Origin of the sequence: Streptomyces sp. NPDC017979 (assembly GCF_044328175.1) — a bacterium.
Taxonomy (GTDB): Bacteria; Actinomycetota; Actinomycetes; order Streptomycetales; family Streptomycetaceae; genus Streptomyces.
This window is the reverse complement of the sequence record NZ_JBIRGU010000004.1, coordinates 13556-27888: the sequence shown is the minus strand read 5'-3', so window position 1 is coordinate 27888 and position 14333 is coordinate 13556. Positions and strand designations below refer to the sequence as shown.

16 protein-coding genes are annotated in these 14333 nt (G+C 73.7%); 7 read left to right on the top strand and 9 right to left on the bottom strand.

Annotated features, from left to right (window positions below):
- Positions 1 to 138: 138 nt before the first annotated feature.
- Both ACH4E8_RS13120 and ACH4E8_RS13115 read right to left on the bottom strand, forming a co-directional pair.
- Entirely contained in the window at positions 139 to 762 is a 624-nt protein-coding gene (locus ACH4E8_RS13120; RefSeq protein ID WP_398448282.1) for a DUF305 domain-containing protein, read from the bottom strand.
- 224 nt (positions 763 to 986) lie between these two features.
- The gene (locus ACH4E8_RS13115; protein WP_398447383.1) at positions 987 to 1442 is read right to left on the bottom strand and encodes a DUF6153 family protein; all 456 of its coding nucleotides are present in this window, start codon (positions 1440 to 1442) and stop codon (positions 987 to 989) included.
- Positions 1443 to 1540: 98 nt separating this feature from the next.
- On the opposite strand from ACH4E8_RS13115, the gene ACH4E8_RS13110 reads away from it, so the two are divergent.
- Genes ACH4E8_RS13110 through ACH4E8_RS13100 form a run of 3 tightly spaced genes read left to right on the top strand, consistent with a single transcriptional unit; the run spans position 1541 to position 3382 of the window.
- Positions 1541 to 2122 (top strand): hypothetical protein, encoded by a 582-nt coding sequence (locus ACH4E8_RS13110; RefSeq protein WP_398447381.1) that lies wholly within the window; start codon positions 1541 to 1543, stop codon positions 2120 to 2122.
- Complete coding sequence (locus ACH4E8_RS13105; RefSeq protein ID WP_398447379.1) at positions 2106 to 2474, top strand: BlaI/MecI/CopY family transcriptional regulator; 369 nt, start codon at positions 2106 to 2108, stop codon at positions 2472 to 2474. The genes ACH4E8_RS13110 and ACH4E8_RS13105 overlap by 17 nt, the downstream gene beginning before the upstream one ends.
- Positions 2471 to 3382 (top strand): M56 family metallopeptidase, encoded by a 912-nt coding sequence (locus ACH4E8_RS13100; protein WP_398447377.1) that lies wholly within the window; start codon positions 2471 to 2473, stop codon positions 3380 to 3382. Before ACH4E8_RS13105 ends, ACH4E8_RS13100 begins: the two co-directional genes overlap by 4 nt.
- A gap of 293 nt (positions 3383 to 3675) precedes the next feature.
- Here the strand turns inward: ACH4E8_RS13100 and ACH4E8_RS13095 are convergent, their stop codons facing one another.
- The gene (locus tag ACH4E8_RS13095) at positions 3676 to 4119 is read right to left on the bottom strand and encodes an ATP-binding protein (RefSeq protein ID WP_398447375.1); all 444 of its coding nucleotides are present in this window, start codon (positions 4117 to 4119) and stop codon (positions 3676 to 3678) included.
- 336 nt (positions 4120 to 4455) lie between these two features.
- Between ACH4E8_RS13095 and ACH4E8_RS13090 the strand changes: the two genes are divergently transcribed.
- The 3 genes from ACH4E8_RS13090 to ACH4E8_RS13080 all read left to right on the top strand — a co-directional run bounded on the left by ACH4E8_RS13090 (position 4456) and on the right by ACH4E8_RS13080 (position 6474).
- Positions 4456 to 5325 carry a helix-turn-helix domain-containing protein gene (locus ACH4E8_RS13090; RefSeq protein ID WP_398447373.1) on the top strand — a complete coding sequence of 290 codons (870 nt, stop codon included), beginning with the start codon at positions 4456 to 4458 and terminating at the stop codon, positions 5323 to 5325.
- Positions 5322 to 5552 (top strand): DUF397 domain-containing protein, encoded by a 231-nt coding sequence (locus ACH4E8_RS13085; RefSeq protein WP_398447371.1) that lies wholly within the window; start codon positions 5322 to 5324, stop codon positions 5550 to 5552. The genes ACH4E8_RS13090 and ACH4E8_RS13085 overlap by 4 nt, the downstream gene beginning before the upstream one ends.
- Before the next feature lie 112 nt (positions 5553 to 5664).
- Positions 5665 to 6474 (top strand): SAM-dependent methyltransferase, encoded by an 810-nt coding sequence (locus tag ACH4E8_RS13080; RefSeq protein WP_398447369.1) that lies wholly within the window; start codon positions 5665 to 5667, stop codon positions 6472 to 6474.
- A gap of 34 nt (positions 6475 to 6508) precedes the next feature.
- Here the strand turns inward: ACH4E8_RS13080 and ACH4E8_RS13075 are convergent, their stop codons facing one another.
- Complete coding sequence (locus ACH4E8_RS13075; RefSeq protein WP_398447367.1) at positions 6509 to 7198, bottom strand: HAD family hydrolase; 690 nt, start codon at positions 7196 to 7198, stop codon at positions 6509 to 6511.
- 366 nt (positions 7199 to 7564) lie between these two features.
- Between ACH4E8_RS13075 and ACH4E8_RS13070 the strand changes: the two genes are divergently transcribed.
- Entirely contained in the window at positions 7565 to 8614 is a 1050-nt protein-coding gene (locus ACH4E8_RS13070) for a lactonase family protein (RefSeq protein WP_398447365.1), read from the top strand.
- 124 nt (positions 8615 to 8738) lie between these two features.
- Here ACH4E8_RS13070 and ACH4E8_RS13065 read toward each other — a convergent pair whose 3' ends face one another.
- From ACH4E8_RS13065 to ACH4E8_RS13045, 5 genes are all read right to left on the bottom strand, one after another.
- A complete protein-coding gene (locus ACH4E8_RS13065; RefSeq protein ID WP_398447363.1) occupies positions 8739 to 9770 on the bottom strand; it encodes a sirohydrochlorin chelatase in 1032 nt (343 codons plus the stop codon).
- Positions 9771 to 9876: 106 nt separating this feature from the next.
- On the bottom strand, positions 9877 to 10917 hold the full coding sequence (locus ACH4E8_RS13060) for an N-acetylglucosamine kinase (RefSeq protein WP_398447361.1): 1041 nt from the start codon (positions 10915 to 10917) through the stop codon (positions 9877 to 9879).
- Positions 10914 to 11576 (bottom strand): uracil-DNA glycosylase, encoded by a 663-nt coding sequence (locus tag ACH4E8_RS13055; RefSeq protein WP_398448280.1) that lies wholly within the window; start codon positions 11574 to 11576, stop codon positions 10914 to 10916. Before ACH4E8_RS13055 ends, ACH4E8_RS13060 begins: the two co-directional genes overlap by 4 nt.
- A gap of 130 nt (positions 11577 to 11706) precedes the next feature.
- Positions 11707 to 12792, bottom strand: a complete 1086-nt coding sequence (locus ACH4E8_RS13050) for a WD40/YVTN/BNR-like repeat-containing protein (RefSeq protein WP_398447359.1) — start codon at positions 12790 to 12792, stop codon at positions 11707 to 11709.
- Between the two features lie 122 nt (positions 12793 to 12914).
- A complete protein-coding gene (locus tag ACH4E8_RS13045; protein WP_398447357.1) occupies positions 12915 to 14285 on the bottom strand; it encodes an FAD-dependent oxidoreductase in 1371 nt (456 codons plus the stop codon).
- Between the last annotated feature and the right edge of the window lie 48 nt (positions 14286 to 14333).

Below are 14333 nucleotides of genomic sequence, written 5' to 3'. Positions count from 1 at the left end.
CGCGGCGGCCGTCTCGCCGGGGGGGGTTGGTTTCTTTTTTTTTTGGGGGGGGGGGGGGGGGGGGGGGGGGGGGCCGGCGGGGGGGGGGGGGGGGGGGGCGGGCGGGCCCCCCCCCCCCACGCCGGTGCGCCCGTGCGGTCAGAGCCGCTTGAGGATCGCGTTGAACTCGTCGACCTCGGCCTGCTGGCCCTGGACGATCTCGCCGGCGAGCTTCTTCGCCGTGGCGTTCTTGCCGTTCTTCTGCTCGTCCTCGGCCATGGTGATCGCACCCTTGTGGTGCTTGACCATGAGCTGTGCGAACAGCGTGTCGAAGTTCTTGCCCTTCGCGGCCTTGAGGGCGGCCATGTCCTCGTCGGTCATCATGCCGTCCATGCCGGCGTCGCCGGACGAGCCCGAGCCGTGGTCCATGCCCGGCATGGAGCCGCCGGACTCCGGCTTGCCCCAGGCCGCGAGCCAGGACTTCATCTTCTGGATCTCGGGGTCCTGAGCCTTGGCGATCTGCTCGGCGAGCTTGACGACCTGCGCGTCCTGCGCCCGGTCCTTCGCCAGCGCGGACATCTCCAGGGCCTGCTCGTGGTGCGGGATCATCATCTGCGCGAACATCACGTCGGCGTCGTTGAAGGCGCCCGGGGCGGGGTTGTCGCCCGGCTGCGCGCCCGCGGAGGCGGCGGCGTCCTTCTTGCCGTGGTCCATGTCGCCCATGTCGTCGTCGTTGCCGCAGGCGGCGAGCAGCAGCCCGGCCGCCGCGACGGCGGCGACCAGCGCGCCCCGCCGGACCGCCCGGCGCCCCCGGGCGGGGGACGGCGACGGCGTCGTGTCGGCGTGCTTCTCTTCGTGCTGTGCAGCGTGCTTCTCAGCGGTCACGTCACTTACCTCGTGCTGTGATCTGCGATCGGCCATTCCCTCGGGAAGGGCGATCGACTGTCGGAAGGGGTCGTACGAACGCGGTGTGCGGGCACGCCACAGCGGCCCGCGGCGGGTACGGCCTAGATCCGCAGGATCGACAGCGAGGAGAGGTCGGGGCCGCGCGGCGGCGGACCCCGCAAAGGAGCGGCGAGGACGTCGGCGCGCAGCCGCGGGGAACGGTTTCCGCGGCGGGCGAGGGCGGCCTTGAGGAGGGCGGCGAGGATCCAGGTCGCGAGCACCGCCATGCACAGCGAGAGCATGTCCATCGCCATGCCGGAGCCGGCCGCGTCGTGGTCGCCACCGGCGTCCTCCGCGGCCGGCACCTGGGGCGCGGCGGCGTGGGCCGCTTCGAGGTCGGCCGACACCGCGAGCACGGCGGACGTGCTGGACGTGGCCGCCATCCGGTCGCCCCCGTGGGACGCGCCGGAGTCCTGGTGTCCCACGGTGTGCATCGCGAAGACGCCTAGCGCGAGCACGACCAGCAGCAGATGTCCCCAGACACCCGCTGTCTTGATCGTCTTGCTCGTACGCACCACGTGACCTCCGCGCCCGACGATACAGAAGGGATCCCACCCGTGCTGCGGCCACCCAGGGTCTACTAAGCTTCTTGGCGTTGTCGATGAAGGAGGGCGCGATGAGCTCGGGAGCCGCGATGGGCTTGGGGGCGTGGAAGCCGCGGCAGTGGGCCGTGGCGGTGGTCGTGGCCGTGCTCGCGGCGGTCGCGATCGGGGTGCCGACCGGGGTCGTCCCGTCGTCCCTCTACACCCGGATGACCCCCGTCGTGTGGTGGAACTACCCGGTGTGGGCGGGCAGCTCGATCCTGATGGGCCTGCTCGTCGCCACCTACGCGGGCGGCGCGACCTCCCGGGCCGCGCCCCGGCCGCGCGGAGCCCGGGCGATCGCGGCGGGCGTGCTCTCGGTCTTCGCGGTCGGCTGCCCCGTCTGCAACAAGCTCGTGGTGCTGGCGCTCGGCATGAGCGGGGCGATGACGTACTGGGCGCCCGCACAGCCGGTCCTCGCGGTGGCCTCCCTCGCGCTGCTGGCCCACGCGCTGGTGCGCCGGCTGCGCACCGCGAACGCCTGTGCCGTCCCGGAACGGGCCCCCGCCCCCTCCGACGGCCCGGCCGCCACCGGTCCGACCACTACGATGAGCAGCCTGGACGGCGGGGGTGTCGAGGCCGCCGACGAAGGGAGTGGGCGTGCGACAGCTGGGTGACCTGGAGGCGGAGATCATGGACCGCCTCTGGAACTGGGGGCGTCCGGCCACCGCCCGGGAGGTCCGCGACGACCTCAACAGGAAGCGCCCCATCGCCTACAGCACCGTGAAGACGGTCGCCGACATCCTCTTCAACAAGGGCATGCTCACCCGCGAGAAGGAAGGCCGGGCCTGGCTGTACCGGGCCACCTGCACCCGTCAGCAGTACGCCGCCGCCCGGATGCAGGACGCCCTGGACGGCAACCCCGACCCGGCCGGCGTGCTCCTCAGCTTCGTGGAACAGATCTCCGCCGACGAGGTCCAGGCGCTGCGCTCCGCGCTGCGCGCCGCCAAGCGGCGGAGCGGTTCGTGATCACGGCCGCTGCGCTCGCCGGGTACGCGGTGTTGGTCGGGGCCGCCGTCCCGTACGCACTCGCCGGTGCCCGATGGGCGCACCGCGCCCCGACGGTCGCCGTACTGGCCTGGCAGGGCCTGATGCTCACCTTCGTGGTGGCGACCGCGCTGTCCGTGTACCACCTGGTGCTGGTCGAGCAGCACGTGCACGAGGGCCTGGTGGGGCTGCTGACGGCCTGCGGGCTGGCTGCGGACGCCCAGCCCGTGAACTCGCCGGCCTCCCTCGCCGACGTCGGTCTGCTGATGGCCCCGCTGACGGTCCTGGCGCTGCCGTTCGGCTGGCTGGCGTGGACGGCTTGGCAGGCCGGCCGGGAGCGGCGGCGCCACGCCGACCTGCTGAGCGTGATCGGCTCGGACGTGTCGGAGTACGGGGTGACGGTCGTCGAGCACGAGGCGCCCGCGGTCTACTGCCTGCCCGGGCGCGCGCGTCGGATCGTCGTCACCCGCGGCGCGCTGGAGCGGCTGACCGAGGAGCAGTTGCAGGCCGTACTGGAACACGAGAAGGCCCACATCCGCGGCCGGCACCACCTCGCCCAGGTCGCCACGAAGGCGTTCGCCCGCGCCTTCCCCGGACTGCCGCTCGCCCGGCACGCCCACCAGCAGACCGCGCTGCTGCTGGAGATGATCGCGGACGACCGGGCGCTGCGGCTGCACTCGCGCGACGCCCTGGCCACCGCCATGTGCGAGGTCGCGGCGGGGCGGGCGCCGCGGACGGCGCTGGGGGCCGGCGGCTCGGGAGCCCTGATCAGGCTGCGCCGCATCCTCACCCCGCAGGACCGCCCCCGTCGACTGACCTGGATCGGGGTGCTCGTCGCCTCGGTGGCGGCGCCGTTCCTGCCGCTGCTGGTGGCCTGCGGCCCCGTCTGAGTCGGTGGCCGGAGGTGGGCCGGGGACAGGCCGGGGGCCCTCCCGCTTCCTGTTGGCCGGGCACGGGGCTTGCTGCGGCCCGGGAGGGTCCCCGGTGGCGAGGTGCCACGGAGATCCTAGCGTTAAACCGCTAAGTGGCATAGCAGTTAGTTGGAGTCGTAGGGCCTCGGCGCTTGGGCGGGGCCCGCACCATCAGGCGCGGCCCGCCCCCGACTTCACGTAGTGATGGGGGAGCGGGCTTCGAGGGTCGGTCGTGCGGCTCGTCCGTCGGGGTGGTGCGGGGGCTCGCGCGGTTAGTGCGCCGCCACCACCGCCCACACGACCGAACCGGGCCCGTGTTCCCGGCGCCGCATCCCCCAGTCCTTGGACAGTCGGGCCACCAGGTGCAGCCCCCGGCCGCACTCGTCGTCGTGCGAAGCGGCGCGGGGCCGGATCCGCGCCGGGGCGTGGCCGCGGTCCTCCACCTCGATGCGCACCGCGTTCTGCTCCAACCGCACCCGACAGCGGAACTGGATCCCCTCGGTGTGCCGGATCGCATTGGTGGCCAACTCGCTGACCAGCAGCTTCACTGAGTGCCGAACGTCGTCGTCGCACTGGATGCGGCTGTCCAGATACGTCGCGGCCAGGCGTCGGGCGATGGAGACCGAGCGGTGGTCGGACGGCAGGTCGAACAGGCACGTGCTGACGGTGTCGTCGTTCGGTGGGCGCAGGGACGAGAAGTCTGCGGCGAGCGTCACGGGCAGTCCTATCGGGTGGGGGCACTCCCAGCCCAGGTCGACGACCGGAGAGGGTGGACGCCGTCCTCGCGGTGTCTTCGCGCGCACCGCGAAGGAGTAGGGGACCGCTCCGGAGCCACGCCCCGGTCGCGGTGGGCGGCCGGGTGCGTCGCCGCGTCTCGTACACGTCGGCCGGTCAGCCGCGTGAGCCGAGTCACTGCGCCAACTATGGCCCGGGTAAGGAGAGTTGGCAAGCCGCACTCTGCACGGTGCACTATGGGGTGTGTGTCCTGTGCAGGCTCTTGCTCGCATGGCACACTGCACCCCGTGAACCGGTGTTCGAGAGGGGCCGTGAAGGTGAGTGAGCCGAGGTCAGCCCCCACGGTGTTGCAGATGGTCCTGGGCAGACGGCTGTTGCAACTCCGTCAGGCGTCGGGGCTGTCGGCGCAGGAGGTGGGCACGCGGCTGCGGCAGTCCCACACCACGATCACGCGCATGGAGCGCGCCGAGGTCGCCCTGAAGTGGCTGACCGTCAAGGCGCTGCTGGAGATCTACGGCGTGGTGGAGGAGGAGGCCGGCGAGTTCCTGGAGCTGACCGAGAAGGCCAACGTCTCCGGCTGGTGGCAGGGCTACCGCGACGTGCTGCCGAGCTGGTTCGGCGTCCACGTCAGCCTGGAGAGCGGGGCCCGCCGGATCCGCGCGTACGAGCCGCACGTCGTGCCCGGACTGCTCCAGACCCCCGAGTACGCGCGTTGCGTGCTGAGCCTCGGACTGCCCCGGTCCGCACCGGAGGTGGTGGAGCGCCAGATCGAACTGCGCCGGGAGAGACAGGCGCTGCTGACCCGAACCGATCCCGAGCCCCCGCAGTTCTGGGCCATCGTCGATGAAACGGTTCTTCGGCGTCCGGTCGGACCGACGGAGGTGCTGCGCGCCCAACTCGAACACCTCCTCGACGTGGCGGAACTCCCCTCCGTGACCCTCCAGGTGGCGCCGTTCGCCGCGGGTCTGCACCCCGGCGGGTTCGGCCCGTTCTCCGTCTTCCGGTTCGAGATCCCCGAACTCCCCGACGTCGTGGGCATCGACGGCCTCAGCAGGGCGACGTACAGCGAGGACCCGGTGGAGGTCGCCCTCTACCGCGAGGTCCTCGACCAGATGAGCACACACGCACTGTCGCGGAAGGACACCCTGCGCTTCCTCGACGTCACTCGCAAGGAGCTTGACCCATGAGCCACGTCAGCCAGGCGGACGTCACCCTCGGCGCCCACGCGTGGAGGAAGCCCTGGAGCGGCAGCAACGGCGGCAACTGCGTGGAGGTGAAGCAACTCGGGAACGGCCGGGTGGCCGTGCGCCACTCCCAGCACCCCGACGGGCCGGCCCTGATCTTCGCCGCCCGCGACATCGCCGAACTCGTCGAAGGCGCGAAGGGCGGCGCCGCGGACTTCCTGCTCGTCTGACCGGCGGCGGCGCGGGCGAGCGCGCCCGGGCACGGCCACGAACGAAGCACCAAGCACCCGCGGGCCCCCGCCCGCACTTCCACAGCCACGAGCGACCACGGAGGACAGCGCGATGACCGACACCGGGCACGGCCACGGCACGGACGGCGTGCACACCGGGAAGGCCCACTCGGCCCGGATGTACGACTACTTCCTCAACGGCAAGGACCACTACCCCGTGGACGCCGAGGCCGCCGAACAGGTGCTGAAGGTGCTGCCCGACGCCCGGCGCCTGGCCCGGGCCAACCGGGGCTTCATGCGCCGCGCGGCCCGGCACCTCGCCCGCCAGGGGATCCGCCAGTTCCTCGACGTCGGCACCGGCATCCCCACCGAGCCCAACCTCCACCAGGTCGTCCAGGAGATCGCCCCCGACGCGCGCATCGTGTACGTCGACAACGACCCGGTGGTGCTCCGGCACGCCGAGGCGCTGCTGCGCGGCACCCGGGCCGGCCGCACCGAGTACGTCCAGGCGGACGTGCGGGAGCCGGCCAAGATCGTGGCCGAGGCCCGGGAGGTGCTGGACTTCCGGGAGCCGGTCGCGCTCTCCCTCGTCGCCCTGCTGCACTTCCTGCCCGACGAGGCCGAGCCCCAGGAGGTGTTGCGCACCCTGCTGGAGCCGCTGCCGTCCGGCAGCGTGCTGATGCTCGCCCACGGGACGGGGGACTTCGACCCGGAGGCACTCGGACGCGTCACCGAGATCTACCGCGCCAGCGGCATGTCGCTCCGGCTGCGCGACCGCACCGAGGTCTCCGCGCTGTTCCAGGGGCTGGAACTGGCCGCACCCGGCGTGGTGCCGTTGGAGGAGTGGGACTTCGAGCCCGAAGGCGCCGAAGTCGAGACCGCGGGGGTGCCGGTGTACGTCGGATTGGCGCGCAAGCCCTGACGCTCCGGGCCGCCGGGTCGCCGGCGCCCCGCCGTCAGGGGCGCTGCCCGCGCAGCCAGTCGTACGCCGCCCGGGCCGTGAACTCGCCCTGGCCGCCCCGGTACAGCAGGCTCGCCGTGCCGAACGCCGGGTCGTCCGCTGTCGCCGCCACGTACGGGACGGCGATGCAGCGCATCCCCGCGGCGTGCGCGGCGGCGGCGCCGGGCGGCGCGTCCTCCAGCACCACGCACTGCCCCGGCGCGGCCCCCAGCCGGCGCGCCGCCTCCAGGAAGACGTCCGGTTCGGGCTTGCCCCGCGCCACCTCCTCGGCGGAGACGACCGTCGGGATCAGGGCGTCGAGCCCCGTTCCGGTCAGGACCGCATCGATCGCGGCGGGCGAGGAGCCGGACGCCACCGCCATCGGCACCCCGTCCCCGGCCAACAACTCCACGAACGCCCGCATCTGCGGATACACCTCGGTCGCGGTCCGGGCCAACTCCACGTAGTGCCGGTTCTTGCCCGCCAGCAACTCGTCGACCGGCGCCTCGATCCCGTGCTCCGCACGCAGCGTCTGGAGCGTCTCGCGCGTCCCGATGCCGATGAAGTCCGTGTGCCGCTCCCAGGTGAACCCCGTGACGCCGTACTCGGCCAGGACCCTGCGCCCCGCCTCGTAATAGTTGGGCTCGCTGTCCACCAGCGTGCCGTCCAGATCGAAGATGACCGACAGGGTGCGTGCATGGCTCATTCATCCAGGATGCCAGCCGCGGCCCCGCCGCGCGGCGGGCTGTGTCGTGGGGCACGCCCCAGGGGCTTTCCCACCGGCACCACCCGCCCATCTCCGCCGCAGCGTTCACACTGGTCAGCGCGTGATCGCCAGCGTGCGCCCCCGGCGCAATACGCCCCGGAGCCCGCTCTCCACCCCGCTGACCAGCATCGCGCCGCTGCTACCCGAGGTAGCCCGTAGACAACTCGCTACCGGAGGGTAGATCCCCGCTTCCGCGGGGTAAGCACTGCGAATCCGCCGGCGTGCGCCGCCACATACAGACAGTTGGTCTAGACCGCTGCTACCGTCGGCCCGGGCAACAACAGCATCAGTGGGAGGGACACCGCCGTGGGCGAGAAGAGCGCGGGACGGGCATTCATCGGATCGTTCACCTCGGCGGGAGGCCGCGGCGTGCTCGCCGTCAGCGTCGACGGCCCGACCGGTGCGCTGACCGAGACCGGGGCGAGCGACGCCGTCGCCGACCCCTCCTACCTCGCCCTCGCCCGGATCGCCGGCAAGCCCGTCCTGTACGCGGTGTCCGAGACCGCGGAAGGCGCCGTCGCGGCCTTCGACGTCCGCGGCGCCTCCCCGCGCCAGCACGGCGCCCGCGTCCCCGTCTGCGGCGCCGGACCCACGCACCTGACCGTCGTCGACGGCCACCTGCTGACGGCGAACTACGGCTCCGGCAGCATCAGCGTGCTCCCCCTCGACGACGAGGGCCGGCCCGAGCCCGTCAGCGGAGTGCTCCAGCACGAGGGCTCCGGCCCCGACCCGGACCGCCAGCGCGGACCGCACGCCCACCAGGTCCTCGCGGACCCCACCGGCCGCTGGGTCCTCGGCGTGGACCTCGGAACGGACACCGTGCACGTGTGCGCCCTCGACGCGAAGGCGGGGGAGTTGACCGTGCACGCCGCCACCTCGCTGCGCCCCGGCACCGGCCCCCGCCACCTCGCCTTCCACCCGGCCGGGACCCACGCCTACGTGCTCAACGAACTCCAGCCCACGCTCACCGTGTGCCGCTGGGACGGCGCCACGGGCCGGCTCGACCCGATCGGGGAGGTCCCGGTGGTGCCCGAGGGCGTCACCCCGCGCACGTACCCCTCCGAGGTCGTCGTCTCGCCCGACGGATCCCACCTGTGGGTCGCCAACCGCGGCCACGACAGCATCGCCGTCCTCGCGGTGGACCCGAACCGGGAGCGGGTGACCCTGACCACCACGGTCCCCTGCGGCGGGCACTGGCCGCGGGACCTGAAGCTCGACCCCGCGGGCCGACGGTTGTACGTCGCCAACGAACGTTCGGGGAACGTCACCTGGTTCGACGTCGACCCCGCCAGCGGGGTGCCGCGGCGGGCGGGCTCCCTGGACGCCCCCGCGGCCTCCTGCGTCGTCTTCGCCTGAGCAGTGCGCCCGCACGGCACGCGCTGCGGTGCGGCGCGTGCCGCGGACCCGGCCGGTCGGCGGAGATGACCGACCGGCAGGTTGCGCGGCGGACACTCGCCGAAGCCGGCGCCCGCCCCCTTGCTCAGCGCAGGGGCGAGCCCTGCGGCTGGGGCGTGATGCCCAGCGTCGTCGTGTACTGCGACAGCACCAGCTTGCCGATCGCCGGATAGGCGCCCAGCGCCTCGGACGCGGGCGCACCCGCCTCCTTGAGCGCCGTCTCCAGCAGGCCGTCGGGCAACTCGGGGCCGATCAGATACGGGGCGACCGCCAGTTGGGTCGAGCCGGAGGCGCGCAACTGGTCGGCCGTCGCGGCGACCGAGCCCGGCCCGTCGAGCGCGGCGGCCATCACCGGCACCGCCAGCCGGGCGGCGAGCAGCATGCCGGTGATCCCGGCGGCCCGCACGGCCTCGTCGCCGCCGACGGTGGCCAGGATGATGCCGTCCGCGGCCGTGGCGACGGTGAACAGCCGCGCGCGGTCCGCCCGGGCCAGCCCCGCCTCCGACAGCCGTACGTGCACGGCTTCGGCGAGCAGCGGGTGCGGCCCCAGCACGTCGGTGAGCTCCACCGCGGCACCGCTGGCGTCCACGGCCTGCTGGATCCGCGCCATCAGGGCCGCGTCCGGGCCGGCGAGCAGCGGGACGACGACGGCGGACGGCCCCTGCGGCGCCGGCACCTCGCGGCCGGCGGCCGTGGCGATCTCGTACCGCTCGGTGCGCAGCGCGGCCGTACGCGCCAACACGCTCGCCAGGGACGGGCCGTCGACGGCCCCTGAAGCGCCCGGGGCATCGACGGAGTTTGCGTCAGCAACGGCCGCGTCGACGCCGTCGGCCCCCTCGACGGGAGCGCCGACGGACTCGGGGGCGGGCGGCTGCGGGTCGACGCCGTCCAGGTAGCCGATGCCGACTTCCAGGCCGGGAAGCTCCGAACGGGCGATGCTTATGATCTCTTCGGCCAGGCCCCGCGTCGCGGGTGTGGGAGCGCCGGGTACGGCGAGCACCAGCGCGGGTGCGCCCTCGGGAGCCGCCACGGGCTCCGGGCGGCGGTGCCGTCCGGACTGGCGGGGACGCGGCATTCGTACAGGCAGGCCGGGTGCTGGCCCAGTGGGGGAGCTCATGGCGCCGCATGCTACTGGTTTTGTCGGCGCGGCTGTTCGGGGAGGGGGGCGTCCGGTGTCATCTGTCCGCTTTTATCCGATGAGGCGGGCGAAAAGACGGCGCGTCTCATCTGCCCCGCTCTGCCGGTGCGGCCAGCGGTACGTGCAGCAGCGCCGGATCCGTCGGGAGCCGCAGCGAGTCGTCGGCGAGCGCGGCGGCGATGGACACGGCACCGGCCAACGGGTCGCCGACGGCCGGAACCAGCCGTGCCGCGGGCAACTGAGCCGCCATCTGCTCCCGCACCGGTACGAGAAGGGGATCGCCCATCGCAAACAGACCGCCCGTCAGGGCGACGTCCACACCGGCGCCCCGTGCGACGCCCTGCTGCGCGGGCGGGCACACGGCCGCAGCCGCCTCCACGAGGTGCCCGGCCGCCCGCCCGAGGACCTCCTCCGCCACCGGGTCGCCCTCGATCGCACACCGCGCGACGTGCGGCGCGAAAGACGCCAACACGGCCGGCCGGTCCGTACGCGGGTACAACTGCCCCGGCAGCCCGGTCACCGGACCCCACAGGGACTCGGCCGCGGACAACAGGGCCGTCGAACCGCCCCTGCGGCCGTCATGGGCGCGTAGCGCCGCCTCCAGCCCCGCACGGCCGATCCACGCACCGCTGCCGCAGTCGCCCAGCAGATGGCCCCACCCGTCCGCCCGGCGCCAACCGGCCAGATCCGTGCCGAGGGCGATCACTCCCGTGCCCGCCGCGACGACCGCGCCGGGGCGCTGGCCGAGCGCGCCCGCGTACGCCGTCACGGCGTCCGCGGCGAGCGCGAGACGGCGCACCCCCAACTCGGTGGCGAGCGCCCCGGGCAACTCGGCGCGCAACTGTCCGCCCAGCGTCGCCATCCCGGCCGCGCCGACCGCCACCGCCGCCACCTCGGCACCGGTGCCCGACGCCCCGTGCCCGGTCCGTACGAACAGGGCACGCACCATCGGCAGCATCAGCTCCAACAGATGCCGCGCATCGATGCCCGCGGGGCCGGTGCGCACGGGGGTGCGCGCGTCGACGACCTCCGGCGCACCGGCACCCGCCGCGTCGGCGAGGGCCACCCGCAGCCCGGAGCCACCGGAGTCCACCCCGACGACCCAGCGGACGGAGGGCGTGCTCACGGCAACTGCCACTCGATCGGCTGGGCGCCCTGCCGCTCCAACAACTCGTTCACCTTGCTGAACGGGCGCGAGCCGAAGAACCCGCGGTCCGCCGACATGGGGGAGGGGTGGGCCGACTCGATCGCCGGGAAGTCGCCCAGCAGCGGGCGCAGATTGCGGGCGTCACGGCCCCACAGCACCGACACCAGGGGCGTGCCGCGGGCCACCAGCGACCGGATCGCCTGCTCGGTGACCTCCTCCCAGCCCTTGCCGCGGTGTGCGGCCGGCTTGCGCGGCGCGGTGGTCAAGGAACGGTTGAGCAACAGCACGCCCTGGCGCGCCCAGGGCGTCAGGTCACCGTTCGAAGGCCGCGGGTGTCCCAGGTCCTTGTGCATCTCCCAGAAGATGTTGTCCAGGCTCTTGGGCACCGGCTGGACGTCGGGCGCCACGGAGAAGCTCAGCCCCACCGCGTGCCCCGGCGTGGGATAGGGGTCCTGACCGACGATCAGGACGCGCACCTCCTCGAAGGGCTGCTGGAAGGCGCGCAGGACGTGCTGTCCCGCCGGGAGGTACGTGCGTCCCGCCCCGATCTCCGCACGGAGGAAGTCCCCCATTGCGGCGATGCGTTCCTCCACCGGCTCCAGGGCCTGCGCCCAGCCGGGTTCGACAATGTCCTTCAAAGGCCGTCGCGCTGTCACGAAGCGTCACTCTACTGGTCCAACGGGGGCGGCTGGCACGTCTCCCGACGATCACCGCCGACGGACCCGGGACCGCCGTTGACGCGGCCCGCCGGGCCCCTGCACACCCCGCTCACGCCACGACCGCCGCCCGCACGCAGAGCACGTCCGGCAGATGGGATGCGATCAGCCGCCAGGAGTCGCCGTCGTCGGCGCTGGCGTACACCTCGCCGTTGCGATTGCCGAAGTAGACGCCGGCGGGGTCGGCGTCGTCCGTGCGCAGGGCGTCCCGCAGCACCGTCCCGAAGTGGTCGCCCTGCGGCAGTCCGTGGGACAGGCCCTCCCAACTGGCGCCGGCGTCCTCGGTGCGGAAGACCCGGCAGCGGCGCCCGGCCGGCACCCGGTCGCTGTCCGCGGTGATCGGGAAGACGTAGGCGGTGTCGGGGCGGTGCGGATGGGCGGCGACCGCGAAGCCGAAGTCCGACGGCAGCCCTGCGCCGATGTCCGTCCAGTGCGCACCTGCGTCGTCACTGCGGTAGACCCCCCAGTGGTTCTGGAGGTAGAGCCGGTCGAGGTTACCGGCGTCCTGGGCGATCTTGTGGACGCACTGCCCGAACTCGGGGTGCGGATCGGGCAGGAAGACGGCCGACACCCCGTCGTTCGACGGGGCCCAACTCTCCCCGCCGTCCTGCGAGCGGAACACCCCGGCCGTCGACACCGCGACCGTCACCGCGCTCGGATCGCGACGGTCCGTCACCACCGTGTGCACCGCCTCCCCGCCGCCGCCGGGCTCCCACCGCGACCGCGTCGGGTGCTCCCACAGGGGCCGTACGAAGTCGAAGCTCTCGCCGCCGTCGGAGGAGCGGAACAGGGCCGCCGGCTCGGTCCCCGCGTACACCACGTCCGGATCGGCGGCGGAGGCCGGATGGAGCTGCCACACCCGCTCCAAGGAAGCGCCCGTGTCCTTGGGGAAGGCGACCGCCGGGCGCGCCGGCTCGACCCAGGTGGCCCCCAGGTCGTCGGAGTGGAAGACGGACGGGCCCCAGTGCGCGCTGTCCCCGCCCACGAGCAGCCGGGGCACCTTCCGCCGTCGGTCGATCGCGACGGAGTACACGGCCTGGGCGGGGAAGTGAGGTCCGTCGAACTCCCACGCGCCACCTCTGCGGCGGCCGATGAAGAGTCCCTTGCGCGTGCCGACGGTCAGCAGTACGGCAGTCATGGCCCCAACCTCCAGGACGTCCTTGTCGCGGATACGGGCCAGTCTGCACCCGACCACTGACAACGGCCTGCGGGCCCACGTCGTCGCAGGTCACAGCGTTGCGGCGGGGCACGCCACAGCCCTCAACCGGCCGCCGCGGCGAGCAGCCCCGCCCAGTCCGGGATCTTCACCGGCCCCCGCCCCAGCGAGAGCCCGAGCGCCGACTCGGCAGCCTCGATGGCGAGCCAGCCGGGCCACTCGACGGGTCGGTGCCCGCCCGCCCGCAACTCCGCCACCGGGTCGTCCGCCACCCGTCGCGCCGAGAGCGCCGGCGCGTCCTGGAGCAGCGAGGCCACCGTCTCCTTGGCGCACGGCCGGTTCGTCCCGATCACCCCGGTCGGCCCCCGCTTGATCCACCCCGCCACGTACTCGCCGGGCGACGGCGCCCCGTCGCGCAGCACCCGCCCCGCCGCGTGCGGCATCGTGCCGCTGCGGGCGTCGAACGGCAGGCCGGGCAGCGCCACGCCGCGGTACCCGACGGCCCGCAGCACCAACTGCGCGGGCACGTCCTCGTACGTCCCGGTGCCCCGCACGCCGCCGTCGCCGTCCGGCACGGTCCGCTCGAACCGCACGGCCCCCACCCGTCCGCCGTCCGCGAGCAGCTCGACCGGGCGCAGGAAGAAGCGCACGTGGAGCCGTCGCACACCGTCTCGGGCCGCCGGTCTGTCGGGCGTCCGCTCGGCCCAGGTCCGCACGACGTCCAGATTCCGCCGGTTCGCCGCCGGCAGCGCGGCAGCGGCGTCCGGTGACCCGTACGCCGGGTCCCGCGCCAGCTCCGCCGGGTCGACCACGACCTCCGCCGACGTCAGCGCGCCCAGCTCGCGCAGCTCCTTGGTGGTGAACTTGGCCTGCGAGGGGCCGCGGCGGCCCACCATGTGCACCTCGCGCACGCCGCTCGCGGCCAGCGCGCCGAGTGCGCCCTGCGGCACGTCCGTGCGGCGCAGGTCGTCGGCCGCGCGCGCCAGGATCCGCGCCACGTCGACGGCCACGTTGCCGACCCCGATCACCACGGCGGAACGCGCCGCCAGGGCGGGCCCGCCGAAGTCGTGCGGCGCGTCCGGGTGCGCGCTGTACCAGGAGACGAAGTCGGTGGCCGAATGGCTGCCGGGCAGGTCCTCGCCGGGCACGCCGAGCCTGCGGTCACGCGCGGCACCCACGCAGTACACGACCGCGTGGTACAGCTCCAGCAGCCGCTCGGGCCCGAGCCCGTGCGCCCCGACCTCCACGTTCCCGAGGAAGCCGATCCGGTCGTCCTCCAGCACCGTGCGGAGGTTGTTCTGCAGGGACTTGATCTTCTCGTGGTCGGGCGCGACCCCGTACCGCACCAGGCCGTACGGGCAGGGCAGCCGGTCCAGGACGTGCACCCGCACGTCCGGGACCTGGCTCTGCCGGACGAGGTCCGAGGCCGCGTAGACCCCACTGGGTCCCGAGCCGACGACGGCGACGCGAAGCACGTGGGCGCTCCTTCCCGCGGTGAACTCCAGCATCGCACCGGAGCCGGG

Coding starts and splice junctions, on each gene's coding strand:
- ACH4E8_RS13050 (WP_398447359.1), bottom strand. CDS start 12,792: ATGACTGCCGTACTGCTGACCGTCGGCACGCGCAAGGGACTCTTCATC.
- ACH4E8_RS13075 (WP_398447367.1), bottom strand. CDS start 7,198: ATGAGCCATGCACGCACCCTGTCGGTCATCTTCGATCTGGACGGCACG.
- ACH4E8_RS13085 (WP_398447371.1), top strand. CDS start 5,322: ATGAGCCACGTCAGCCAGGCGGACGTCACCCTCGGCGCCCACGCGTGG.
- ACH4E8_RS13080 (WP_398447369.1), top strand. CDS start 5,665: ATGACCGACACCGGGCACGGCCACGGCACGGACGGCGTGCACACCGGG.
- ACH4E8_RS13110 (WP_398447381.1), top strand. CDS start 1,541: ATGAGCTCGGGAGCCGCGATGGGCTTGGGGGCGTGGAAGCCGCGGCAG.
- ACH4E8_RS13065 (WP_398447363.1), bottom strand. CDS start 9,770: ATGAGCTCCCCCACTGGGCCAGCACCCGGCCTGCCTGTACGAATGCCG.